Origin of the sequence: Chryseobacterium sp. WG14 (assembly GCF_024586945.1) — a bacterium.
Lineage (GTDB): Bacteria > Bacteroidota > Bacteroidia > Flavobacteriales > Weeksellaceae > Chryseobacterium.
In genome coordinates, this window is record NZ_JALCZD010000003.1 from 442,825 (window position 1) to 464,838 (window position 22,014).

The window sequence follows — 22,014 nt, forward strand, 5'->3', positions numbered from 1 at the left end:
CAAAATATGAACATTGAATATCATATTAAAATCCAAACTTTACCTATTATTTATTTTAGTGAACAAAGCGCTACAAATAGTACAAAATCGTAACTTTAAACCTTTAAATAAAAAAGTATTCATACTATATGTTTTCAGCACAAACTTACCAAGACAGAAGAGCCATATTACAAAGTAATGTAGCTAATGGGATTTTACTGTTTTTAGGAAATATAGAAAATCCTGTGAATTTTGAACACAATCCTTATTATTTCCGTCAGGACAGTACTTATTTATATTATTTCGGGATTCAGGAACCCCGGATTGCTGCCATTATTGATATTGATGAAAATAAGACGATTGTTTTCGGAGATGAATTAAGTATTGATGATATTGTATGGATGGGAAGGCAGGAAACACTGAAAGAGAAAAGCCTGAAAGCAGGTGTAGAGGAAACCTTGCCTTATGCTGAGCTTCCTCAGTATCTTCTAAAAGCACGGGCTTCCGGCAGAAAAGTACATTACCTTCCTCCCTATCAGTCTTCCAATAAAATTTTGGTGGCGGATCTTCTAGGTATAAAAATAGCAGAATTACATCCTTCTGTGGAGATGATTAAGGCTATTGTAAAACAGCGTTCTATAAAAGAAGCCCAGGAAATAGTACAGATAGAAGAAGCGGTCAATGTATCTAATGAAATGCATCTGTTGGCCATGCGTATGGCCAGACCTGGCCGTAAAGAATATGAAGTGGCGAATGCTATTCAATATCTTGCAGCCAATAAAGAATGCCAGATGTCTTATCCCCCTATTGTAACGATAAACGGAGGTATACTTCATAATCATTACCGTCTCAATACACTGAAAGAAGGAGATCTCTTTCTTAATGATTCAGGAGCTGAAACGGCGATGGGATATGCAGGTGATTTAACCCGGACATTCCCGGTAAGCAGCACTTTTACCACAAAGCAAAAGGAAATGTATGAGGTGGTATTGAATGCTTTTGATAATGCCCAACGTCTTCTGAAACCCGGAGTTCGATTTAAAGATATTCACCTGAAAGCATCCCAGCACCTTGTAGAAGGTCTTATTGACCTGGGGCTGATGAAAGGAAATCCTGAAGAAGCAGTAAAAAACCATGCTCATACTCTATTTTTCCAATGTGGATTAGGACATATGATGGGACTTGACGTTCATGATATGGAGGATCTTGGAGAGCAATATATTGGTTATACCGAACAAGATCCGAAGGATACCAAAACATTTGGACTTAAATCTTTACGTTTAGGAAAGGAACTGGAATCAGGATTTGTAGTAACAGTTGAACCCGGTATTTATATGATTCCGGAGCTGATTGATATCTGGCAGTCTGAAAATAAAAATGCTGACTTTATTAACTATGATAAAGTAAATGAGTACCGGAATTTTGGAGGGATACGTGTAGAAGATGACTTCCTGATTACAGATGGCAGCTACAGGCTTCTGGGGAACGGACTGATTAAAACGGTTGCAGACATTGAAAACTACCGTGCTGAACATTTAGATTAATTGAAATATCATATGAAGAACATAAAAAAACTAACCGTCATTGCTTTATATTTCCTGTGCCTGTCGCCATTAGCTGCGCAAAAAACACAGTGGACTCCTGATGGCAATGCTTATTATTCATTTACAAAAAAAGGAATTGAAGTTGTTAATGTCCTGAATCCCGGAAAAGATCAGACTTTTTTAAACAGCAATGAATTAATTCCTTCCGGAAGCTCTGCCCCTTTAGAGGTACAAAGCTTTCAGGTATCTCCGGACGAGAAAAGCTTATTAGTCTTTGCCAATACTCAGAAAGTATGGAGAGACAATACACGTGGAGATTATTGGATTTTTGATAAAAACACCAAAAAGCTTACTCAGCTTGGAAAAGGGTTGCCGACAGCATCATTAATGTTTGCCAAGTTCTCCCCAGACGGTAAAAAAGTAGCTTATGTGTCTAAGCATAATATCTATATTGAAGATCTTTCAAACAACCAGATCAGTAAAATTACCCAGGATGGCACAGATGGAATCATTAACGGTACTTTCGACTGGGCATATGAAGAGGAATTCGGAACTCAGGATGGTTTCAGATGGTCTCCGGACGGAAGTAAAATTGCTTACTGGAAGCTGGATGCAAGGGGAACCAAGAATTTCCTGATGATCAATAATACAGACAGCCTGTATTCGTTTACGGTTCCTGTGGAATATCCGAAAGTTGGAGAAAACCCTTCAGGCTGCAGCATCTGGTTTTATGATGTGGTCTCCCAGTCATCAAAGAAGGCCAATATTGCAGGGGATGAAGTACAACACTATATTCCGAGAATGGAATGGGTACTGGATTCTAAGTCTGTTATTCTGCAGCAGCTGAACAGAAAACAGAATCAAAGTAAAATTATTGTAGCCGATGCCGGCTCCGGAAATGGGAAAACAATTTATACGGAAGCAGATGCCGCGTGGATTGACATAAAATCCCGTTGGAATGATAATGATCCAAGCGGCTGGGATTGGATAGACAATGGGAAAGAGTTTTTGTGGCTTTCTGAAAAAGACGGATGGAGGCATATTTATAAAATAGACCTGAACGGGAAAGAAACACTGATTACAAAAGATAATTTTGATGTTATAAAACCGGAATTTTTTGACGTTCCCCAAAAACAGATCTACTTTTTAGCTTCTCCTAAGAATGCCACTCAGAAGTACCTGTATAAAGTAAGCATGAAAGGAGGGCATGCACAAAGGGTAACTCCTGAATCCTATTCGGGTTCTAATAATTACATGGTATCACCCAACGGAAAGATTGCGATGTTTAGTAACAGCAGTGTCAATGCAAATTCTGTGGGAGCTGTGGTATCACTTCCTGATCATAAAGAGCTTGTGGCTGCAAAAAGATCAGCAAAGGCAGATCCTGCAAAATCTAAAGCAGAATTCTTCCAGATTACGACGCAGGACGGGGTAACCCTGGACGGCTGGGTGGTAAAACCTAAAAATTTTGATCCTAACAAAAAATATCCAATTGTTTTTACCGTATATGGGGAGCCCGGATCGCAAACGGTAACAGATAACTTCTATACAGGCAGGAATTTTTTATACGTTGGTGACATGGCTGAGGACGGTTATTTATATGTTTCTCTTGAAAACCGTGGAACACCTGCACCTAAAGGACGTGAATGGAGAAAATCTGTTTACCGTAAAATAGGTCAGCTTAATATCCGTGATCAGGCAATGGGAGCAAAAGCTTTATTTGCAAAATGGCCCTATGTAGATACTTCCAGAGTTGCCGTATGGGGCTGGAGCGGTGGAGGTTCTTCCACATTAAACCTTTTGGGACAATATCCTGAAATTTATCAGACAGGAATTGCTATTGCTCCTGTAGCCAATCAGTTATTTTATGACAATATCTATCAGGAAAGGTATATGGGACTTCCCCAGGAAAACAGAGAAGATTTTGTAAACGGTTCTCCACTCGCCTATGCTAAAAATCTGAAAGGAAACCTTTTATTGGTTCATGGAACAGGAGATGATAATGTGCATTACCAAAATACGGAAGTATACATTAATGAACTGGTGAAATACAATAAACAGTTTCAGCTGATGTCTTACCCTAACCGAACGCATTCGATCAGTGAAGGAGAAGGAACATCACTCCATCTGGCCACCATGTTTACCAAATATCTAAAAGAACATTGCCCACCGGGAGGAAAATAATATAAAAAAATGCCAGATATCAATTCATCTGGTATTTTTCTTTTAAATAGGGATAATGAATATGATCTTGTTAATTATAAACTGTAAGCAAATCCTACATTGCCTATTCCTTTATATCCAAAACCTACTTCAGCATTTACGCCAAGCCTGCCTCCTAATCTAATTCCTAATCCCGTAAGGTGAAAATTAAAATGTGAAATACTTTCCGAAGGGTTCCTGCTCTTTTCCATCGTGAGTCCTAGCCCCACTCCGGAATACATGCGAAATTTTGGCTTTGAGATATAGTTATAGTCGCTTTTTACCGCAACAGTATAATTGTGTGATTTTTGTAATACATGATCAGGATATTCTCTCGTTATTTGCTGATATAAAAAATCTGTCCCAATCACCCATTTATCTTGTATTGTATAGTTATATCCAAGAATAAAGGCGCCGGAATTCCTTTTCTCGTAAGGACCATAACCCAATGTAAAAATAGAGCTGAAAGCATTAATAAAATCAGTGGTCGTACCAAGTCCATATGCTATTTTTATCTCGGAGCTTCCCTTCATTTGTGATTTAAACAAATTACTGCCAACCATTAAAAATAATAAGTAAAAAGCTTTACATACAGCCGCAAAATATTTCTTTTTCATTCTGCAAAATTAAAACTAATAATGCAACAGAATAGCTTTAATGCATTAGAATACAATTAGAGCTCACTTAAAATACGGTTAAAAACATCATTGCTACCAGCTTTTAATGCATCCAACTCTATATGATGATTAAAGAGAATTATAAATAATTTTGGATTTTCACTTTCAGGAACAGTTACAAACTTTGTATCTTTACTCCATGGAAAATCAGGAAGAGATAGAGAAGCAGATACTGGAGATCGTTAGAGTACAGCATGAAAAAGACGGAGGTAATAACGGCGTTACCTTTGGAGCTTTTGATCATATTCTCAATATGTCCATTGAAGACAGAAATGAAGTCTTGATGCGAATGGCTAAGGAAAAGAAAATATTTATCTTTAACAGCTTAAATATGAGACGTATTACTCTGCCTAAATAAAAAAAGAACTTCTCCGAGGATTAAAAATCATTGAAACCTATTTTTTATAGTGATACAAAATGATATTCATTAAAAAATAAAAACCATGTTAGAATTTACTACTGAAGAAAAAAAATTAATACTGTCAGCAATCAAATACGAAAAAGAAATACAAGATAGAGCTGATGAAGATGAAATTGACTATGTTGAAGAAATAGAAGACGAAATTCAAAAAGAAAATGTTTTTATTTCCAGAAGGCAGATAGATTCAATTATAATCTATTTAGGATACTTACTGGATAGAAGAGATCAGTATGATAATGGAGAAGTGCTGCTTTTGGAAGGTAAACTGGAAAACTTTTCTAATTTACCGTAAACATTCCGGACCAATCAATAAATTTATTTTCTTTTAAATACAATGGTCCAGATAATATGAAAGGGTTCTCCTTTGTACTTGTCAGTATCTTTCATGACAATCTTCATTGTTGTTTTATCCAGCTGCTGGATTTCAAATTTTCGTTCATGATTGCCTCCTTCGAATAAGGATAAGATTTTTTCATCAGGATCTAATTCATATGAAAAATAAAGCTGCCCGCTATCAGTAATAGAACCGTCAGCATTAAACTCCATGAGATCTTTGCTGCTTAGTCTGTAATTTTTTACTGTTTTGTTTCCATTGGCTTCAATTCCTTCACTTGTTGAAAGTACGGGCTGCCATTTTCCAACAATCATTTTTTTATACGATTGCTGATAAGGAATATTGAATGACAGTGCCGCCAAACAAAAAGTAAATAGAAACAGGATCAGATTAAAGGGCTTCATCATATTTTATTTTTGGTGTGAAAAATGAAGATAACTAATTTCCAAATGTAGTAACAATCTGCTTAAGTCTATGAAATTTGTTTTTATATCATTAATTTTGATCTGTCAACTCATAAAATCATCGATTTGAAATTACCACTCTCCTATTATTCCAATCAAGATGTCCTTTTCCTGGCTCAGAACCTTTTAGGAAAAGTTCTTTTTACTGCAATTGGTGATGATATTACGGCCGGAATTATTGTAGAAACAGAAGCTTACTTTGGGGTACAGGATAAAGCTTCCCATGCTTATGGAGGCAGGCGTACTAACCGCACTGAGCCGCTGTACAGCCATGGTGGTATTTCTTATGTGTATTTGTGCTACGGAATTCATCATCTTTTCAATGTGGTAACTTCTGTAGAAGATGATCCTCATGCCGTACTGATCAGAGCTGTGGAACCATTGATAGGGAAAGAAATTATGGAGTACAGACGAAATATGCCGTTCTCCAAAGCTGCTATTTCCTCTGGCCCCGGATCTGCAGCAAAAGCATTAGGAATTAATCAGTCTTTTAATAAAAAAGATCTGACCGGAGATGAGATCTGGATTGAAGATCATGGTATTCTGTACAAGCCTGATGAAATAATAGCCGGCCCTCGCATAGGAGTTGCTTATGCACAGGAAGATGCACTTTTACCCTGGCGTTTTTTTGTGAAAAATAATAAATATGTAAGCAAGCCCAACAAAATATAGGTCTATGTATTCCTGACTACTCCTGAATAGCTACATAAAATTCACGGTAAGATGCAACAAGATCGTCAAGAGAAAATCCACGGTTCAAACCACTGGTATTTGGCAGAACCCAAACCTTTGCGCCACAAAAATCTTCAGACTGATGTCCCCAAAGAATTTCTTTCTTTTTAGAAAAAGCTTTGTAAGCTGCCTTACCCAGAAATGCAACATATCTGGGCTGGAATTTTGTCATTTTCACTTTAAAAGCTTCAAGAGATTCGTCAAATTCTTCTTTTGAAAGTTCATCAGCACGGGAAGTAGCCCTTGCAACAGCAGTAGTAAGGCCATATCCGAAATCCAGAATAGAAGTATCATTGACCGCCTGAACCTCATAAGGTGTAAAACCGGACTGGTGGAGCACTTTCCAAAACCGGTTGCTTCTTCCTGAAAAATGATGGCCGTCATCCGCTGATTTCAACCCTGGATTGATCCCACAAAAAATGACATCGAGGTTGGTAGCAATTATATCTGTTAGCATAGTTGAAATGGAGCATATTAGGATAGAATACATCTGTTCTATCTGTTTTTACTGCTTAAAGATACCCTATTTAACTTACAGTTTATTTTAAAATACATAACGTTTCATTGTGAGTATATTACATTTTACCTGTTATTTTTGCCGTGTCACATCATTCATTTAACTGAAAGCAAACAGGTTGTACTAATTTTACCGACGTAACATAGATGAAGTACCTGATGATAGATGATAAGAAATCAATTGTAAGCTTAATCATGTTCACTAGGATAGATGAATTTCAATCCTAAATAACCTTAAAATAAAAAGTATGAATTGGATGGCATTAGTTATTGCCGGAATTTTTGAAATCGGATGGCCACTGGGACTTAAATTATCTCAACAGCCGGGTAGTAATAAATGGAGTTGGATCCTATTTTCAATTGCCTGTATGGCTGTCAGTGGCGGATTTCTCTGGTATGCACAGAAAAGTATTCCTATGGGGACAGCATATGCAGTATGGACAGGAATTGGTGCGGTAGGAACTTTATTAGTAGGTGTTCTGTTTTTTCAGGATTCTGCCCATATTTTCAGATTATTGTCTGCCTTACTCATTGTGGTCGGAATCGTTGGTCTCAAAGTATTTTAATAAAAAATAGGTCTGAAAATAAAATTGGCTTAAGATTATTACTAATCATTAAGCCAAAACATTATTCAACATTCGAATAATAATCAACCACATTATATATTTATATGATCATTCATTTTTTTCTGAATCAAATTTGAATAAATAGCCGGTGATAAAGAAAATTAAGCTATCAATAAAGACTTGTGATCTACCAAAGGATAGTAAAAAGCCTGTATAAAGAAATACAGGCTTCAAAAGATTTACAAAATAAATGATATGAAAAAAATAAGAAACTCTATTTAATGGATATCCCAGAAAACTTTTGTAGTCAGTTTATCTCCGCCTATTGCAGCAGCAGCTTTGGCATAATTAGTACCATTGGTAGTTGCTTCTAAAGTTGGGTACTGTAATCTTACCGGAACTTTTCCTTCGGCATTGGCAATAGCTGTTGGGGGAGCCTGTAAAGCAGGATAATCTAATCTGCGGTAGAAATTCCAGGAAACTACCGGATGATTGTACGTAGCAACCCATGCCTGCTCTCCAATAGATTTTTTCCAGTTGGAAGCATTGTAAGGATGGTCTGAGAGATAATTCTGGGCATCCTGGGAAGGAAGCCCCCATTCCTGGAATGAAGCCTGAACAGCGGTGTTGTAAAGGGCCTCCGGGCTGCCGCCGATTCCAAATCGGGCTGCTGCTTCAGCCCTGTAAAAAGCTACTTCAGTATAGGTGATCAGAGTGCCGGGTGTTACAGGAATATATGCAAAGATCCCCGGAGCTGAAAAATCTGAAAAAACTCCCGGCAAACCAATTTCCTGCCCGATGTAAACGCCATCTACATCCTGAAAATATTTTGTTATTCTCGAATCAGAAGTTGTGATTAGAAAATCGACAAAAGGTTTTCCGCCAAAGAAATCGTCTCTTCCACTGTTCGCCAGGTTTTCAAATAAAGGATTGAAGTTTGGTGTTTCAGCCTGATATCTGAAAATAGCATTTTGTGATTCATCCATGATAACTCCACCGGAGATTGCAACATTAATGCTGGATTGGGCAAGCGTCGGGTTAATGTCAGAAACAGCAATTCCCAGTTTTAAAAGAAGGGAATTTCCAAACTTTTTCCACTTTCCTATATCTCCGCCATAAAGAATATCGCCAGCTCCAAACGTTCCTTCTCCTTCCTGCAGGTTATTGATATCTGTTTTTAAACGGATGATAAGCTTTTCATAGATCTGTGCATCATCATCATAGGCAGGAAGCGGAAATTTTTCATTGTTAAGAGCCTGGCTGTAAGGGATATCTCCAAATATATCAGTCAAAGTCTGAAAGGTATAGACCGAAAGGATATCAATAATAGCCAATTGGTTCTGCTTTTTCGCAGGCCAGGAGTTTACCTCTGAAGCAGCCGGCTGATACTGTTGTACAAGCTCTTTTGCTTTGTTTAGATTATTGAGAACATTCACATAATTATCTCCCCAAATGTTATTAGAAACGTTTCTTGCCGTAAAATTGTAGTTGCTTTCGCTTACATAGGTAGCTTCCTGCCAATACTGCATGGTAAGCCTGAAGTTATTTTCATTGACACTGGGCGTATTCATATAATCGCTGAGCTCCTTTTCTGCATAGGTAATCAGAGGTTCCGGTGACATATTGTAAGCTACATTAGGATCATTATTAACATCATCTGATGTACAGCCTGTCAACAATACGGTCAGAAAGGATATAAGTATAATAGTGTTTTTCATTGTAATAGATTTTAAAAATTTACTTTCAGATTAAATGAGAAGTTCCTTGTGGAAGGCATTACCCCCGACTGATACCCCTGTATACTTCCTGAGGAAAGCCCCGATTCTGGATCGGCATAAGGAAGGTTTTTATGGATGATCCAAAGGTTACTTCCCGTGAGTCCGAGCGTAAGACCTTGAATTCCTGCATTTTTTAAGAATGTATTATTGAAGGTGTAAGAAACGGATACCTGGCGAAGCTTTATAAAACTGGCATCATACACAAATGCGGCCACAGGAGGATCTGTTTCTAAATTCTGGCTGGAGATGGAACGGTCAAGACGTATTGTATTGGGAATATAATGTCCCGGATTATTAGGATCCTGCATTACCCCCGGCAGAATAAGTCCACCCCCATTTGCCAAAGTGTTTCTGACAGGATTTCCCAGGTCATTCAGGCCTACAGAATCAGGATAAAGACCTGTGCCATATCCATAATACTGATCCAGAGAAAATATTTTACCTCCTTTTTTCCAATCGATCTGGAAGCTAAGGTTGAAATTTTTATATGTAAAAGAATTATTCAGTCCTGCGATAAAATCCGACTGAAAGCTTCCTAAATTGTGATTGCTGTCATCTGTATGAAGATAAGCTCCGTTGGTTCCTATAATTTTATTACCATTGGGATCATAAACGAAATCTGAGCCCCAGATGCTTCCATATTCTCCGTTCAGAGGTGCATTAATGCTAATGCCTCCCTGCAGCGTACCGATGGTGATATTTTCAATACCTTCTCTTAACGCGGTAACTTTGGTCTTAGGGTTAGACCAGTTCAACATCATATCCCAGGTAAAATTATTGAACTTTAATGGGGTAATATTTAAGGAAACTTCAAACCCTTTTGTCGTCAGTTCTCCTGTGTTCTGAATTTTAGCACCACTTCCTGTTGCCAGGGAAATAGGAAGTGGCAGTATTTGATCAAATGCCTTATTTCTGAACCATGCCAAATCAAATCCTATTCTGTTTTTAAAGAACTGCATATTGGTTCCTATCTCAATATTTTTAAGTTTTTGGGGAAGAAGATCTGCATTTCTTAACGTGGTATTATAAGAATAAACGGGATTATTTCCAAAAGAAGCCTGAGCAAGATATCTGTTCCTCAATTGATCTGCATTAGTATCCGAACCCACTTCCGCATAGGCCCCTCTCAGCTTTCCAAAGCTTAGCCAGTCTTGTTTCAGGAGATTAGAAAACACCATACTTGCCGAAACAGAAGGATAATAGTAAGCTCCTTTTCCTTTAGGTAAAGCCGTAGACTGATCTCTTCTGAATGTTCCTTCCAGATAATAGGTGTTTTTATATCCTAAAGATGCCTGGATAAAAGCCCCATAAATATATTTAGAATTATCTGTAATAATAGGTTTTGCAGGAGTAGCCACTGAATTGGAAATGGTATAGAGATCCGGAATGTACAATCCTCCCGATGTAGTCTGTGCATTAGAGTAATTGGTCTGAACATTGATATTTCCCCCCAGTAATCCCTGAATACTCAGATCTTCAGTAATATTCTTTTTGTAAGTGGCTATCAGATCATAATTGGTTTCTGTAAAACGGAGATTCGTCACGGCATATCCTGAAGGCTGCTCAATCGTATTAAAGCTGAAAAATGCAGGAATAGAACCCACGGCCCTCCTTTCCTCAGTAATCATACTATATCCGTCGATCCCTACTCTTCCCAGTATATTGATATTTTTTGACAGGTCGTAGCTCAGGCTGAAATTTCCTGCAAACCGTTCTCTTTTATCATTCTGGTAATTTTTATATCTTGTGAAATAGGGATTATCCCAATAAGCCGGCGACAGATTAACGGGAGATTTAATATTCCAGGTATAGTTTTTATCAAAAGCATCAAAAAGATATTTCTGGTACTGAATGTCTACATTTGTGGGCCACCACTGTCGGAAATTACCCATAATATTATCGGTATATCCTGTAGAATTTCTTCCTTTTGTATTTTGTGTAATATAATTGGCAAAAATAGTAGCGGTAAGGTTATCTGTAATCTTATAGGAGGCATTCCCACCAAAGTTATTCTTCATTAAAGAAGAGTTCGGCATGATATCCGTTGCATTGGTATTGGAATAACTTAACCTGAATGTTGCCCTGTCATTTCCACCACTCAAAGCAATATTATTGGTTTGATTAATTGCTTTATCAAAAAAAGTAATAGGCCCGTTTTTAGCCATGACCCAAGGCGTTTTTTTTCCGAAATTCTGTGATTCGGGAATAAAAGCATCATATTGCCAAACCATCAGATTAGGATCATAAGGCGCTCCATAAGAAGCATCATGCCAAAAGATGGCCATGGGGCTATTTTGATAGTTCGCAAAAATATTCCCGAAATAGCCCTGTCCATATTGCGTCTGATATTCAGGAAAGGTAGATTTATCAACAGTGGAAACAGAAATACTTCCGCTATATTCCAATCCAATTCCCTGCGTATTTTTCTTTCCTTTTTTTGTAGTGATAATAATAGCGCCATTTTGAGCTCTTGATCCGTATAAAGCGGTTGCGGCAGCTCCTTTTAGTACATTTAATGTCTCAATATCATTGGGATTGATATCTGATACAGGGCTTCCATAATCATAGCCTCCGCCCCCATTTTGCTGCCCTGTAGAATTGATATTTCTATTGATAATCGGAACGCCATCTACTACAAAAAGAGCCTGGTTATCTCCCAGAATAGATTTGTATCCCCTGGAAACAGCATCTATGGATCCCCCGAAATTGGTAGACTGTCTGATCTCTAGACCGGCTACTTTTCCGGAAAGATTATTCAGAAAATTGGTCGTTGGATTTTTGTTGATCTCCTCTCCTTTTAGCTCCTGTGTGGAATAGCCCAGAGATTTTTTCTCTCTTTTTATTCCTAAGGCCGTAACTACAATCCCTTCTATGTTCTGTGCTTTGAGGGTATCTTGCTTACCCTGGCTGAAATAGGTTTCACTTCCGATAAAAAAAGCAACACCTACACTGAAAAGCTTTAACCTGTATTTCATAATTATTAATTTTTATAACATGATTGTTATTCAAAATTCAATAATTAGTGAAAATTATAATCAAATCTATATATCAACAGCTCATTAACGTCTACTAAAAATAAATAGGGCCTTTAAAATCCTGCGAGTGGTTTATAAGTCCTTCCAACCGGAAGCTTTTTTCCGTTAACCTGAATGATGTTAGCAGATTTTATTTCCACTTTTGAAAGGGAAATAATATAAGATTTATGGATGCGGAGAAACATTTTTGGGTTCAGGCTTTCTTCAATCTTACTGATCGGCATTTTAAAAGTGAAGGTTTCTGTCTTTGTATGAATATTGATGTATTCTCTTAAACTTTCGATGTAAAAGATATCCTGCAGTATAATTTTAATCTGTTTTTTTCCACTGCTGATAAAAATATAATCACGCTCAGCCACTTCCAGCAAAGCATCTTCGGCCTGCATCAAATGCTTGAATTTTTCAACGGCTGTAACGAAACGGTCATAAGGGATAGGCTTCATCAGATAATCTGCTATATCCAGTTCATAGCCTTCCACAGCGTATTGATGATAAGCAGTGGTTACAATGACAAAAGGAGGATTCTTTAATTTTCTTAGAAAGTCAAAACCTTTTACTACAGGAAGATGAAGGTCCAAAAACATCAGATCCACATTATGAATACTCAAAAGGTTACTGGCATAAACGGCATCAGCACATTTCCCCACAAGATTCAGTTCTTCATCCCGGGAAACAAAATTTTCCAGAATTTCTGCCGCTATGGGCTCGTCTTCTACAATAATGCAGCTGTATTTTTTAGTGGTGGAATGTATCATTGAAATCGATGGTTAATTGTACAATATATCGGTCAGTTTTATCTTCAACAGAAAGTATATGCTCAGGATAAAGCAACTCCAGCTGTCTGCGGATATTTTTCAGTCCCAGTTTGGTAGAATGTTCATGGGATCTGTCTTCTTTTGAATTTTCGATACAATAAACAAGAACTCTATTTTTCAATTGAATATCAATATGAATAAAAGCCTTTCCCAAGCTTTCGGACACCCCATGCTTAAAAGCATTTTCAACAAACTGGATCAGTATAAGCGGAGATATTTCCTGTGACGGATTATCTATATTTTCATTAAAATGAATGCTAAGATGGCGATGTCTTATTTTTTGGATCTGGATAAAATCTGTGATGTTTTCAATATCTTTTTTTATAGAGATATTTTTCTCCGCAGCCTCATAAATATTATATCTCATTATTTTAGAAAGCTGCAGGATAACATCCGGTGTTTCATCCGCTTTTTTAAGAGCCATCCCATAAATATTATTGAGGGTGTTAAAAAGAAAGTGCGGATTGATCTGCGCCTTCAGCATCGTAAGCTCCTGATCCAGTTTTTCGGATTTCAATTGGGAAATCTGGTCTTTCAACACGTTTTTCTGTCTGGTGATTTCCACTCCAAAAACCAGCCCAACCATAAAAATAAGATCCATAAAAGAATTGAAGGCTACCAGTCCGTTAATATATCCTGAAAGCTCTTTGCCGTCCTGTGTTTCTTCAAGCCCATAGATATAAGGGTACATTACATAATGGGTGAAAAACCGATGTCCCAACACGGCTATTATCACAATAGCAATATAAAGAGTATATTTAAAAATGCTTTTGATATGCATCTTTTCATATACATATAACAAGGAATAGGCAAGCGGGATTTTAATCATAAGATAACCCAGCTCCAGCATAAAAGTATTCTGAAGTCTTATTTGCCATTTGAAATCCGGGAACTGATATTTTGACCAATAAAAATCAAGATAAACTTCCAGGATATAATAAAGTATCCAAAAGAGCAAATGAATACGGAGCTTAGATTTTCCGATAGGTTTCAAAATTATAATAATTTAAATGTACAAAGTAATATTGTTCAGTCAAATATAAAAATATAAAGTCTACCAAAGTATGGTACTCATCTATAAACGACTTGTTTTTTATGCTGTATAGGTTGGGTAAACAATAATCACGATGTCTTTTTAAAACGGATTTCTGGGAACATTAGATTGAGAAAGGAAAAAATCAACAGGAAATTAAATTCAACACCATTGGTGCCACCCCCCACAACAAACCAGCCGTTCTGCCAGTGAACATAATAAATTCCAAAAACAAAAATCAGGATATTGCAGATTGCCACCGGTTTAATATACCGGTCAACCCAGATTAAAGGGACTGAAAATAGATGGATCAGTTTAACAGTCCAGGCAACATAAAGCCCTACAGGACTGAACCCTATGGCATCCAGATAATGGATTCCAAAATTATTGACATCGCCACTGAAAATAGAAATCAGGCTATGCATTAACAAAATCACGGAGAGTGCAAAACGGAGGAAGATGCTTTTTTTCATAGAACTAAAGTAGGAAGCTCTAAGAAAATGTATTCTCAACTGTATATCAACAGCTTTTAAAAATAGATGAAAGTATTTTCCACCTTATCTATACAAAAACAGCAGTAAATCAATTACCGCTGTTTTTATACTAATTCTAATTTAAATTTTTCTTTAAAAAGTCTTCCAAATCTTTACCATGAAGGTTTTTAGCGATGATCATACCCTCTCCGTCTATGATGACATTGAAAGGAAGTTCATCTACTTCATACAATTTTGCTACCGGACTTTTCCAGAACTTTAAATCACTGACCTGAATCCAGTTAATAGCAAACCGGTCTATCGCTTTCTGCCAGTTTTCTTTATTTTTATCTAAAGAAATGCCAAGAATTTCAAATTTCTTGCTATCCTCCTGACCTGCGTAGGTAGTATACAGGGTTTTCAGTTCCGGCTGTTCTTCTACACAGGGGGCACACCAGGTTGCCCAAAAATCAATCAATACCATTTTACCTTTTAATGAAGAAAGGATAAATGTACTTCCGTCTGCCTTAGTCAGGGTAATTTCCGGAGCTTTCTTGCCTATTTCAATATTGCGGTTTTGAGCCATCATCAATCCAGAGAAAATGACACAAAATAATACGGTATAATACATCTTCATCTTAATCATTTGTAGGATAATCTTTATCTAACCAATCTGTTTTAATATTTTTCGGAAGGTTCAGAAGCTTTGCATTTTTAAAGCCCATTTCCATCAGCAGATTAAATGCCGGACGGATATTAGGACATTTTACAAAAGGACAGCATCCACAGTAGATCACAATTTCTTTGTTTTTAGGAATGCCCTTAAGGTAGTTTCTCAATTTCTCCAGATTCTCAGGTTCATGCGTGGGACCTATATCTGCAGAGCCTTTAATAATGGCTTCCGGACCTACAGAAATAATTACGATATCCTTCGTCTTATTCTTTACAATGCTGGAAGCCAACAATGCAGGGTCCATCAGCTGACTATCTTTCCATGGATCTTGTTTTTGCTGTGCCTGGCTCAGCATCGAGCAGACAAAACAAACCATAACAAACAAATACTTCATAGCTTTTCTATTTTTTACAAAGATAAATAAGAAGTTGACAGTGGAAAGAGGAATCTATCCGGAATACAGCTTTTACGTAGGTTTTCTAAAAATCCTGATGAAAAGCACTTCCAAAGCTTTGTCACCCCATGGAAACAGGAAATAATTTTATTCCGGGTCAAACCATTCTTTTCGCTTCGCTATTTCTATCATATGGCTTATTGTTATTGATGGTTTATTTCTGTTTTAATCTTAAATCCAAATGCTATTAGAATTTTACTAAAAAAAGACACTTTATGAAAATATTTATAAACATCAAAATCACAGCTATTCTCAATGTCAAAATCTTTAAAGAAAGATTCAAATAACGATTCTAAATCCATAAAATCTTCATTTACATCATTAATAATTGTTTTGTTCTTTAGTTTATCATCATAAACACCACATTTTTTAAAAAACATTATTGTTTTCTCCTGTATATCCATCTTCAATATTATTTATGAGTTCCATTATAGATAAGTCCGTTTCGTACTCCTACTCCTACTCTTGCACCTCCAAACCAAACAGCGTTCCTCCCATAAAAACTAGCCCAGTTTCTGACTTGACCAGCTTTAACACCAGCAAAAAGATTCTCAAGCAATCTGGAGTATTAATTGTCGGAATAACCTAGTTCTTTTAAAACTACTATACAATTTATGTTCTTTAATGTAGCTCCTTTTTTCAGATAAAATAGGACATACTGCTTTTCCCCTTCATTTAATTTATTAAAAATGGAAATGTCATATTTTTGAGATTTTGGTGCCTGTTTTAAACCGATTAATTGCACAAATATATCATGGCAGGCATCTCCGTGATTATATTTATCTGCCATTAGAATTGAGTAAGGTAAAAGTTCATTATGAAATGTTGATTTCAGATAATATATACTTAATTTGTTATATGCATTAATATTACCATTTATTAAAATTTCTTTTTTGAATTTTTCTATTGTAATATTTTTAGATTTTTTTTGCTCTTTTTCTTTTGAGCAGCATATTAGCAATGAAAATAGTACTATGATTTTTATAATTTTCATAATTTTAATTTTTAAGGTATAGGATGATTACTGTATTTACCCCTAACTAATTTTCCATTCAATATGATATATAGCTTCTAAAAAACTCCAATCAATAAGACTTCATTTAATTTGTAATATCTATATCTTTTAAGGATTTTTCTTTTATAATCTTTTGCAGATCCTTATAAGATATTTTTTTGATAATAGTATCTTTCTTTAAATCCTGTATAAAATATTTCAAATTTTTCTTGTCTTTTTTTTCTGGTTTCATAGAATAAGTAGTATCTACAGAAACCAACATATAAGCATCATTATACTTGCAATCCACTAGTCCACTATCAATAATTAATTCATTATTTTTCAGTAGCCTGTTTTGACTACCTCCTTCAAAATCAATTTCATACCCTCCAAAAGGTAATTTCTCATAAGTATCCGATATATTACAAGAAAATATTATAAAAAAAGTAATTACTATAAATATTTTGTTTCTCATATAATTAGTATTTAGGTCCTCTTTCAAAATTCCAGACTCTTGGTCTGATTCATGCTATCTACTATTTTTCCGCAAATGACTTAATAATTAGAAGAATTAATAATAGTATAGGAAACCAAATAACTAATCCAGTCTCACCTCCAAGTCCTCATGAAATACTTATACAAACTCCAAAACAAATAAGTTATGGTTTTCATAGATTCTTATTTTTACAAGTTATGTTTGGATATGGTTAAAAGTGTTTTGGGTATTTTTAAATACAACCCCCTGCTGAATATACTGCTTGATGATCAATCATATTCCCAAGCTGGCGCAAGCGTCTGCTTGTATCCAAGTAAGGAAATAGGCACGAGTAAGATGTTCGCGCCAGCGTAAGGGATTAATCTTCTTCTATTTTAGAATCCGTAAATTCAAAAACAGCGGTAATTGATTTACTGCTGTTTTATAATTTAATTTTAAAATCTTTAGTATTAAAATATTCTTCCAGAGATGCTCCTATTTCTGGTTTTATGGGATAACTTATTCCGTGTATTCTGATGAACGTATTCGCATCTTGTAAAATCTCTTTATTAAATGTTACTTTATAATTATTAAGTTTAGGAAAAAGTATGTATACATTTTCATTTTCAACACCAATATTACCTATATATTCTACTATAAACGGATCATTTTTTGTAATAGTCAATTCTTTAATATCTGATAATGGTAGATTTGTTCCACTTGTATTTGACCAATAACCGTTGTAGATATTTTTATGATGATTAATTATTGAAAATGAAAAATCAATATTTTTATAATTTTTGTATACAAGTATTTCTTTTCTAATTTTTTGAGGAGTTATTTTCATTCTAATTATAATCTCATCCCCAATATTATAGATAGTTTTGTTTGTAGATAATTCTCGTTTTGTATCATAAAAATTATCCGATTTACAAGATACAATTATGATGAGCAAAATACAAAGCCAAATTCTTATATTCATAATTATCGAGTTAAAAATCCTTTTATTAAACTTGTAAAATTACCAACTCCAAAGAAGCTTAAAATTTGAGCCCCAGTATCGTTGTACGTTCTGTAAAATTTATACCCCAAAGAATTTGAATAAAAATCTTGCCTGTTCATTCCACTCGGTAATCCTGCAATTTGCTGTCCGATTTCTACAGATGTCCCAATTATAGGTCCGTTATTTCCCATAATCAGCATATGTCTCATATCAATAACATTTCCAGTTTTGGGGTGAAATACATATCTTATTGCAGGTCCTCCTTGTTGGGAATTTAGAGGTGAAGAACTTCTATTCTCCATTTGGTTTATAATCTGTTCTCTACTTAATCCTTTGTTTGCTTTCATCCATTCAGAAAGTGTAACAGCTTCATTGTAATGTTCCTGTAATGGATTGTTTTTATCATATCCCGGTTTCTTGTCATAATATTTTGGATCTTCTCCATTCTCCAATCTGTTTGCTGTTGCGTGCATCACATGATTAAACCCTGCGATAAACCCACCAATTAAAGCACCTTGCCAGAAATTTCCACCAGTAAGTTCAGAGCCTACACCTCCTAAAACAATACCGGAAGCAATAGTTCCAACTGCACTATTGGCAAATTTCCCCGCAACTGCACCAAATGAAGAAGCCCCTATGCTTCCTAAAAATCCTGAAGCAAAAGCACTTCCAAAGCTATCTCCTTGTACCAGGGATAATACACCTGAGCTAAGTGATTCGTAATTTATACACAAAAATGATTCCCGTTTCTTCTTAATATTTCCTGTAAGATTAAATTCTTCCTTGTTTATAGAATTCCTTAAATATAGATTTTTTACTTTTATTCCGAGATCACCCCCCCTACATTTTGCAAGGATATTGAGGCATATTGTTGGAGATGAAAAAAAATAAACCTAATTAATACAGTTTATACTTTCTAATTTATTTTCTTTATACTTCCTGTGGCAGACTACTCTTAAAGAATCTATATATTTATCTAAATCAGCACTTTCATAAAAATCTAATGCCTTTTTAAATGTCATTGTCATTTTGATATTTGGGTTATCTGCAGGTATGCTGGGAGGATAGTCTTTTTTTAGCCATTTATTAATCATTGATTGATAATTTTGATCAATATAAGAGGAATGATCTTCTGAATAAAAATCCATAAATAAACAATTTTCTTGGACCAACTCAGTAGAAGATAAATCGAATAAGGAGTCACATTTTTTTATATGATATTTTTTTTCTTCTTGTTGAATTTCTTTCCTGTATAAATCTATAAAAGCATATTTTTTATGTTTAGATAGTAATAATTCTATTTTTCTTAAATCTTGTTTGTTTATTGGCTTCTTGCTTGAAGTACAATAAATTAATCCAAGTAGCAGTAATAGACAAACAAGTGTATATTTATAATTCATATTATTTTGGTTTTAATAAAATTTATTATAATATGGTGAATAAAGTGTATGTCCAAATACACCTTGACCATTTTTCAAAAAGGCTACATCAACATGGTACACACTTCCAGTATAACTTTTATTTTTATATTGGACATTTATTCCCCAATTTGATTTATCATACGCTTGACCATATGAAATAAATCTTAAATCTAAAGCTTTAGCAATTCTTGTTGCGGCTGTATAGTATTTTTTTCCGTTTAATCCATAATAATCTCCACCAATGTTAATGCCAGATTTTTCAAATGCTACACTCAATCTGATTGCACATGTGTTTATATAATCGTCGGGATTTTTTTGATATAATTCATAAACTGGCCCTCCAATTTCTTTATAAACTGATTTTGCGTCAGGATAATTCTTATAGTCGGGATAATTCTCTCCAATTTTCTGCCTTTCTTCTTGTGTTAAAGATCTTTTTGTAAAACTATCCTTACTATCCAGCCCGTTCATCGTATGCATAACATCATTAAACCCGGCCACGATTCCACCAATTAAAGCACCTTGCCAGAAATTTCCACCAGTAAGTTCAGAGCCTACACCTCCTAAAACAATACCGGAAGCAATAGTTCCAACTGCACTATTGGCAAATTTCCCCGCAACTGCACCAAATGAAGAAGCCCCTATGCTTCCTAAAAATCCTGAAGCAAAAGCACTTCCAAAGCTATCTCCTTGTACCAGGGATAATACACCTTGTGCTAAAGCATGTACGGTTCCTTGTACAAAAATAGTTCCCAGTTTCCCCAGCTCGGTTGCAATTTGGGTAGCAGTACCTGCCGAAGTGAAAAATACACTTCCTATCCCATATGTCACAGCTGCCGAGGCAGCACCAAATAATGTTGACTTCAGAAATGATCCTAAATTCCAATCCTGACCGGTAATAGAAACCATAACTGTATAACTAAAGGATGCTACCATAGCTCCGATAATTACAGCTGATAAGAATGCAGATTCCAGAATAAACTCACCACTTGGATCATTAAACATCAGTGGATTGTTCAAGACATACCCATATTTATTATAATTCTGGGTGTTGTAAGAGTCCTGTATATTCTCGTCTGCATTTAAGAATCTTCTTAACAATGGATCATACAGCCTTCCGTTCATGTGGATGATACTTACTTCTAAGAAGTGTTCATGAGAAGTGTACCCCCTGTCTAGCAGTAATCCGTATTTTTGAATGGTTTCTTCAATGGCAAGAGCATTAGTAATTACAGCACCATTCTTAATTTGAAGATGGGTGAAATTACCCCAAGCATCAAAATGTCTCTGTTCCAGCTTATTTCCTACTTCATCGCTGATCGCTAAGATACTTCCAATATAGTCTTTATGTAAAAATTTGTAAGAACCACTGCTCTCCGTAAAGTCCTTTAAAAATACAATATTTGATTCATATGGCGTTCCTCCAATGTATAGGACATGCTTTTCTTTTCCGGTTGTATTGTCTTTTACGATTTCATAGCTTGCATCTTCACTATAATATTTAGTTAATCTACCTTCTCCATCTGTACTGAAATTACCCCCATAAGTAACTCTTTGTCTCATACTTGTGAGTCCATACTGGAAGGCAACATCTCCTTTTTCACCATCGATGAATACAGGATCGTTATTCTCATTATAAACAATACTTTGTATTAAATCATTATTATAATTTTGTGTTCCTGCCGCATTCAGAGTCATACCAGTTGGCTGGTAGACCTTGGCAGAATTTTCAAACTTAATAGTTCCAACCTGATCGTTTTGAGTAATTCTTCCTTTAACGTCATAAACGTTTCTGTTGGTTGACGGTTTTATTCCTGTTACAGGATTTGTCCAGTTGACTAAGCGGTTATTATCATCATAATCAAAAGATTCTACAATATTGAAATCACCTCCTGTTGTTCTGCTCTTAAGCTCATTCTTGATCGCATCAAATGAATAGGAGAGCTGTAAAATACTTGGTTTAATTGCTGAAGAATGATTAACACCTGTTAGGAAACCATTAGCATCATAAGTATTATTGATATCTGCAACACCTAGTTTAGCCTTTACTACCTGATCTTTTGCATTGGTCTCTTTCAGCTCCCAGAGAATTTTACCTGAGGTTTTATCTTTTACCTGATAGAGTTGACCACTCCAAGCACTGTACACATTTTCTATTTGTACTTTGGTTAAAGTTCCAGAAGAATACAACTGTTTTTCATAAGAAATCACTCTTGCCTTGTCATCATACGTGATTCCTTTCTGAATAAAATATTTTCCATTGCTATTTTCAGATGATGATAATAATCTCCCTTGTGGATCATAGGAAGCATTGTTACTATATGCTTGCCCTTTGGAAGTTCCTGATTTGGCAACAACTCTTCCTTTATTATCATAAGTAAAAGAAATAGTCTTATTGGTTGCCTGTCCACCATCGGTAGTAGAA

The 22,014-nt window shown here is 35.6% G+C and carries 24 protein-coding genes; 6 read left to right on the forward strand and 18 right to left on the reverse strand.

Annotated features, from left to right (window positions below; all coding sequences use genetic code 11):
• The first annotated feature begins 128 nt into the window (after nucleotides 1-128).
• Together MP478_RS08055 and MP478_RS08060 are read left to right on the forward strand one after the other, a co-directional pair.
• On the forward strand, nucleotides 129-1,523 hold the full coding sequence (locus MP478_RS08055) for an aminopeptidase P family protein (RefSeq protein WP_257200137.1): 1,395 nt from the start codon (nucleotides 129-131) through the stop codon (nucleotides 1,521-1,523).
• Between the two features lie 12 nt (nucleotides 1,524-1,535).
• The gene (locus MP478_RS08060; protein ID WP_257200138.1) at nucleotides 1,536-3,707 is read left to right on the forward strand and encodes a S9 family peptidase; all 2,172 of its coding nucleotides are present in this window, start codon (nucleotides 1,536-1,538) and stop codon (nucleotides 3,705-3,707) included.
• 74 nt (nucleotides 3,708-3,781) lie between these two features.
• Here the strand turns inward: MP478_RS08060 and MP478_RS08065 are convergent, their stop codons facing one another.
• Nucleotides 3,782-4,342 carry a hypothetical protein gene (locus tag MP478_RS08065; protein ID WP_257200139.1) on the reverse strand — a complete coding sequence of 187 codons (561 nt, stop codon included), beginning with the start codon at nucleotides 4,340-4,342 and terminating at the stop codon, nucleotides 3,782-3,784.
• A 199-nt stretch (nucleotides 4,343-4,541) separates the two neighbouring features.
• Between MP478_RS08065 and MP478_RS08070 the strand changes: the two genes are divergently transcribed.
• Both MP478_RS08070 and MP478_RS08075 read left to right on the forward strand, forming a co-directional pair.
• Nucleotides 4,542-4,760 (forward strand): hypothetical protein, encoded by a 219-nt coding sequence (locus tag MP478_RS08070; protein WP_257200140.1) that lies wholly within the window; start codon nucleotides 4,542-4,544, stop codon nucleotides 4,758-4,760.
• A gap of 85 nt (nucleotides 4,761-4,845) precedes the next feature.
• A complete protein-coding gene (locus MP478_RS08075; RefSeq protein ID WP_257200141.1) occupies nucleotides 4,846-5,115 on the forward strand; it encodes a hypothetical protein in 270 nt (89 codons plus the stop codon).
• A gap of 23 nt (nucleotides 5,116-5,138) precedes the next feature.
• On the opposite strand, the gene MP478_RS08080 is transcribed toward MP478_RS08075, so the two are convergent.
• Entirely contained in the window at nucleotides 5,139-5,564 is a 426-nt protein-coding gene (locus MP478_RS08080; RefSeq protein ID WP_230039159.1) for a hypothetical protein, read from the reverse strand.
• Nucleotides 5,565-5,687: 123 nt separating this feature from the next.
• Here MP478_RS08080 and MP478_RS08085 point away from each other — a divergent pair, with 123 nt between their 5' ends.
• Nucleotides 5,688-6,293, forward strand: coding sequence for a DNA-3-methyladenine glycosylase (locus MP478_RS08085; RefSeq protein ID WP_230039161.1), 606 nt, complete (start codon nucleotides 5,688-5,690; stop codon nucleotides 6,291-6,293).
• A 16-nt stretch (nucleotides 6,294-6,309) separates the two neighbouring features.
• Here the strand turns inward: MP478_RS08085 and mug are convergent, their stop codons facing one another.
• Nucleotides 6,310-6,810: a G/U mismatch-specific DNA glycosylase gene (mug, locus tag MP478_RS08090; RefSeq protein ID WP_257200142.1), complete on the reverse strand. Its 501-nt coding sequence runs from the start codon at nucleotides 6,808-6,810 to the stop codon at nucleotides 6,310-6,312.
• A gap of 307 nt (nucleotides 6,811-7,117) precedes the next feature.
• On the opposite strand from mug, the gene MP478_RS08095 reads away from it, so the two are divergent.
• Nucleotides 7,118-7,435 (forward strand): multidrug efflux SMR transporter, encoded by a 318-nt coding sequence (locus MP478_RS08095; protein WP_230039165.1) that lies wholly within the window; start codon nucleotides 7,118-7,120, stop codon nucleotides 7,433-7,435.
• A 278-nt stretch (nucleotides 7,436-7,713) separates the two neighbouring features.
• Here the strand turns inward: MP478_RS08095 and MP478_RS08100 are convergent, their stop codons facing one another.
• From MP478_RS08100 to MP478_RS08170, 15 genes are all read right to left on the reverse strand, one after another.
• Nucleotides 7,714-9,153, reverse strand: a complete 1,440-nt coding sequence (locus MP478_RS08100; RefSeq protein ID WP_257200143.1) for a SusD/RagB family nutrient-binding outer membrane lipoprotein — start codon at nucleotides 9,151-9,153, stop codon at nucleotides 7,714-7,716.
• An 11-nt stretch (nucleotides 9,154-9,164) separates the two neighbouring features.
• The gene (locus MP478_RS08105) at nucleotides 9,165-12,188 is read right to left on the reverse strand and encodes a SusC/RagA family TonB-linked outer membrane protein (RefSeq protein WP_257200144.1); all 3,024 of its coding nucleotides are present in this window, start codon (nucleotides 12,186-12,188) and stop codon (nucleotides 9,165-9,167) included.
• Between the two features lie 113 nt (nucleotides 12,189-12,301).
• Entirely contained in the window at nucleotides 12,302-13,003 is a 702-nt protein-coding gene (locus MP478_RS08110) for a LytTR family DNA-binding domain-containing protein (RefSeq protein WP_230039177.1), read from the reverse strand.
• A complete protein-coding gene (locus tag MP478_RS08115) occupies nucleotides 12,984-14,057 on the reverse strand; it encodes a sensor histidine kinase (RefSeq protein WP_257200145.1) in 1,074 nt (357 codons plus the stop codon). The genes MP478_RS08110 and MP478_RS08115 overlap by 20 nt, the downstream gene beginning before the upstream one ends.
• 128 nt (nucleotides 14,058-14,185) lie before the next feature.
• Nucleotides 14,186-14,569 carry a DoxX family protein gene (locus MP478_RS08120; protein WP_257200146.1) on the reverse strand — a complete coding sequence of 128 codons (384 nt, stop codon included), beginning with the start codon at nucleotides 14,567-14,569 and terminating at the stop codon, nucleotides 14,186-14,188.
• Nucleotides 14,570-14,705: 136 nt separating this feature from the next.
• A complete protein-coding gene (locus MP478_RS08125; protein ID WP_257200147.1) occupies nucleotides 14,706-15,206 on the reverse strand; it encodes a TlpA disulfide reductase family protein in 501 nt (166 codons plus the stop codon).
• 1 nt (nucleotide 15,207) lies between these two features.
• Nucleotides 15,208-15,636 carry a rhodanese-like domain-containing protein gene (locus MP478_RS08130; protein WP_257200148.1) on the reverse strand — a complete coding sequence of 143 codons (429 nt, stop codon included), beginning with the start codon at nucleotides 15,634-15,636 and terminating at the stop codon, nucleotides 15,208-15,210.
• A 203-nt stretch (nucleotides 15,637-15,839) separates the two neighbouring features.
• Nucleotides 15,840-16,100, reverse strand: a complete 261-nt coding sequence (locus MP478_RS08135; protein ID WP_257200149.1) for a hypothetical protein — start codon at nucleotides 16,098-16,100, stop codon at nucleotides 15,840-15,842.
• Between the two features lie 8 nt (nucleotides 16,101-16,108).
• A complete protein-coding gene (locus MP478_RS08140; protein ID WP_257200150.1) occupies nucleotides 16,109-16,255 on the reverse strand; it encodes a hypothetical protein in 147 nt (48 codons plus the stop codon).
• A gap of 9 nt (nucleotides 16,256-16,264) precedes the next feature.
• A complete protein-coding gene (locus MP478_RS08145; protein WP_257200151.1) occupies nucleotides 16,265-16,690 on the reverse strand; it encodes a hypothetical protein in 426 nt (141 codons plus the stop codon).
• 106 nt (nucleotides 16,691-16,796) lie between these two features.
• Nucleotides 16,797-17,165: a hypothetical protein gene (locus tag MP478_RS08150; protein WP_257200152.1), complete on the reverse strand. Its 369-nt coding sequence runs from the start codon at nucleotides 17,163-17,165 to the stop codon at nucleotides 16,797-16,799.
• 442 nt (nucleotides 17,166-17,607) lie between these two features.
• Nucleotides 17,608-18,147 carry a phage tail protein gene (locus MP478_RS08155; RefSeq protein ID WP_257200153.1) on the reverse strand — a complete coding sequence of 180 codons (540 nt, stop codon included), beginning with the start codon at nucleotides 18,145-18,147 and terminating at the stop codon, nucleotides 17,608-17,610.
• A 2-nt stretch (nucleotides 18,148-18,149) separates the two neighbouring features.
• Nucleotides 18,150-18,902, reverse strand: a complete 753-nt coding sequence (locus tag MP478_RS08160; protein WP_257200154.1) for a hypothetical protein — start codon at nucleotides 18,900-18,902, stop codon at nucleotides 18,150-18,152.
• Nucleotides 18,903-19,061: 159 nt separating this feature from the next.
• A complete protein-coding gene (locus MP478_RS08165) occupies nucleotides 19,062-19,568 on the reverse strand; it encodes a hypothetical protein (RefSeq protein ID WP_257200155.1) in 507 nt (168 codons plus the stop codon).
• 12 nt (nucleotides 19,569-19,580) lie between these two features.
• A partial coding sequence (locus tag MP478_RS08170) for a T6SS effector amidase Tae4 family protein (RefSeq protein WP_257200156.1) occupies nucleotides 19,581-22,014 on the reverse strand: 2,434 nt, incomplete at its 5' end.

Excerpts from the sequence above, each read along its gene's own strand:
- MP478_RS08055 (WP_257200137.1), top strand. The coding sequence starts at position 129 with ATGTTTTCAGCACAAACTTACCAAGACAGAAGAGCCATATTACAAAGT.
- MP478_RS08060 (WP_257200138.1), top strand. The coding sequence starts at position 1,536 with ATGAAGAACATAAAAAAACTAACCGTCATTGCTTTATATTTCCTGTGC.
- MP478_RS08065 (WP_257200139.1), bottom strand. The coding sequence starts at position 4,342 with ATGAAAAAGAAATATTTTGCGGCTGTATGTAAAGCTTTTTACTTATTA.
- MP478_RS08070 (WP_257200140.1), top strand. The coding sequence starts at position 4,542 with ATGGAAAATCAGGAAGAGATAGAGAAGCAGATACTGGAGATCGTTAGA.
- MP478_RS08075 (WP_257200141.1), top strand. The coding sequence starts at position 4,846 with ATGTTAGAATTTACTACTGAAGAAAAAAAATTAATACTGTCAGCAATC.
- MP478_RS08080 (WP_230039159.1), bottom strand. The coding sequence starts at position 5,564 with ATGATGAAGCCCTTTAATCTGATCCTGTTTCTATTTACTTTTTGTTTG.
- mug (WP_257200142.1), bottom strand. The coding sequence starts at position 6,810 with ATGCTAACAGATATAATTGCTACCAACCTCGATGTCATTTTTTGTGGG.
- MP478_RS08095 (WP_230039165.1), top strand. The coding sequence starts at position 7,118 with ATGAATTGGATGGCATTAGTTATTGCCGGAATTTTTGAAATCGGATGG.
- MP478_RS08100 (WP_257200143.1), bottom strand. The coding sequence starts at position 9,153 with ATGAAAAACACTATTATACTTATATCCTTTCTGACCGTATTGTTGACA.
- MP478_RS08105 (WP_257200144.1), bottom strand. The coding sequence starts at position 12,188 with ATGAAATACAGGTTAAAGCTTTTCAGTGTAGGTGTTGCTTTTTTTATC.
- MP478_RS08110 (WP_230039177.1), bottom strand. The coding sequence starts at position 13,003 with ATGATACATTCCACCACTAAAAAATACAGCTGCATTATTGTAGAAGAC.
- MP478_RS08120 (WP_257200146.1), bottom strand. The coding sequence starts at position 14,569 with ATGAAAAAAAGCATCTTCCTCCGTTTTGCACTCTCCGTGATTTTGTTA.
- MP478_RS08125 (WP_257200147.1), bottom strand. The coding sequence starts at position 15,206 with ATGAAGATGTATTATACCGTATTATTTTGTGTCATTTTCTCTGGATTG.
- MP478_RS08130 (WP_257200148.1), bottom strand. The coding sequence starts at position 15,636 with ATGAAGTATTTGTTTGTTATGGTTTGTTTTGTCTGCTCGATGCTGAGC.
- MP478_RS08135 (WP_257200149.1), bottom strand. The coding sequence starts at position 16,100 with ATGGATATACAGGAGAAAACAATAATGTTTTTTAAAAAATGTGGTGTT.
- MP478_RS08145 (WP_257200151.1), bottom strand. The coding sequence starts at position 16,690 with ATGAAAATTATAAAAATCATAGTACTATTTTCATTGCTAATATGCTGC.
- MP478_RS08150 (WP_257200152.1), bottom strand. The coding sequence starts at position 17,165 with ATGAGAAACAAAATATTTATAGTAATTACTTTTTTTATAATATTTTCT.
- MP478_RS08155 (WP_257200153.1), bottom strand. The coding sequence starts at position 18,147 with ATGAATATAAGAATTTGGCTTTGTATTTTGCTCATCATAATTGTATCT.
- MP478_RS08165 (WP_257200155.1), bottom strand. The coding sequence starts at position 19,568 with ATGAATTATAAATATACACTTGTTTGTCTATTACTGCTACTTGGATTA.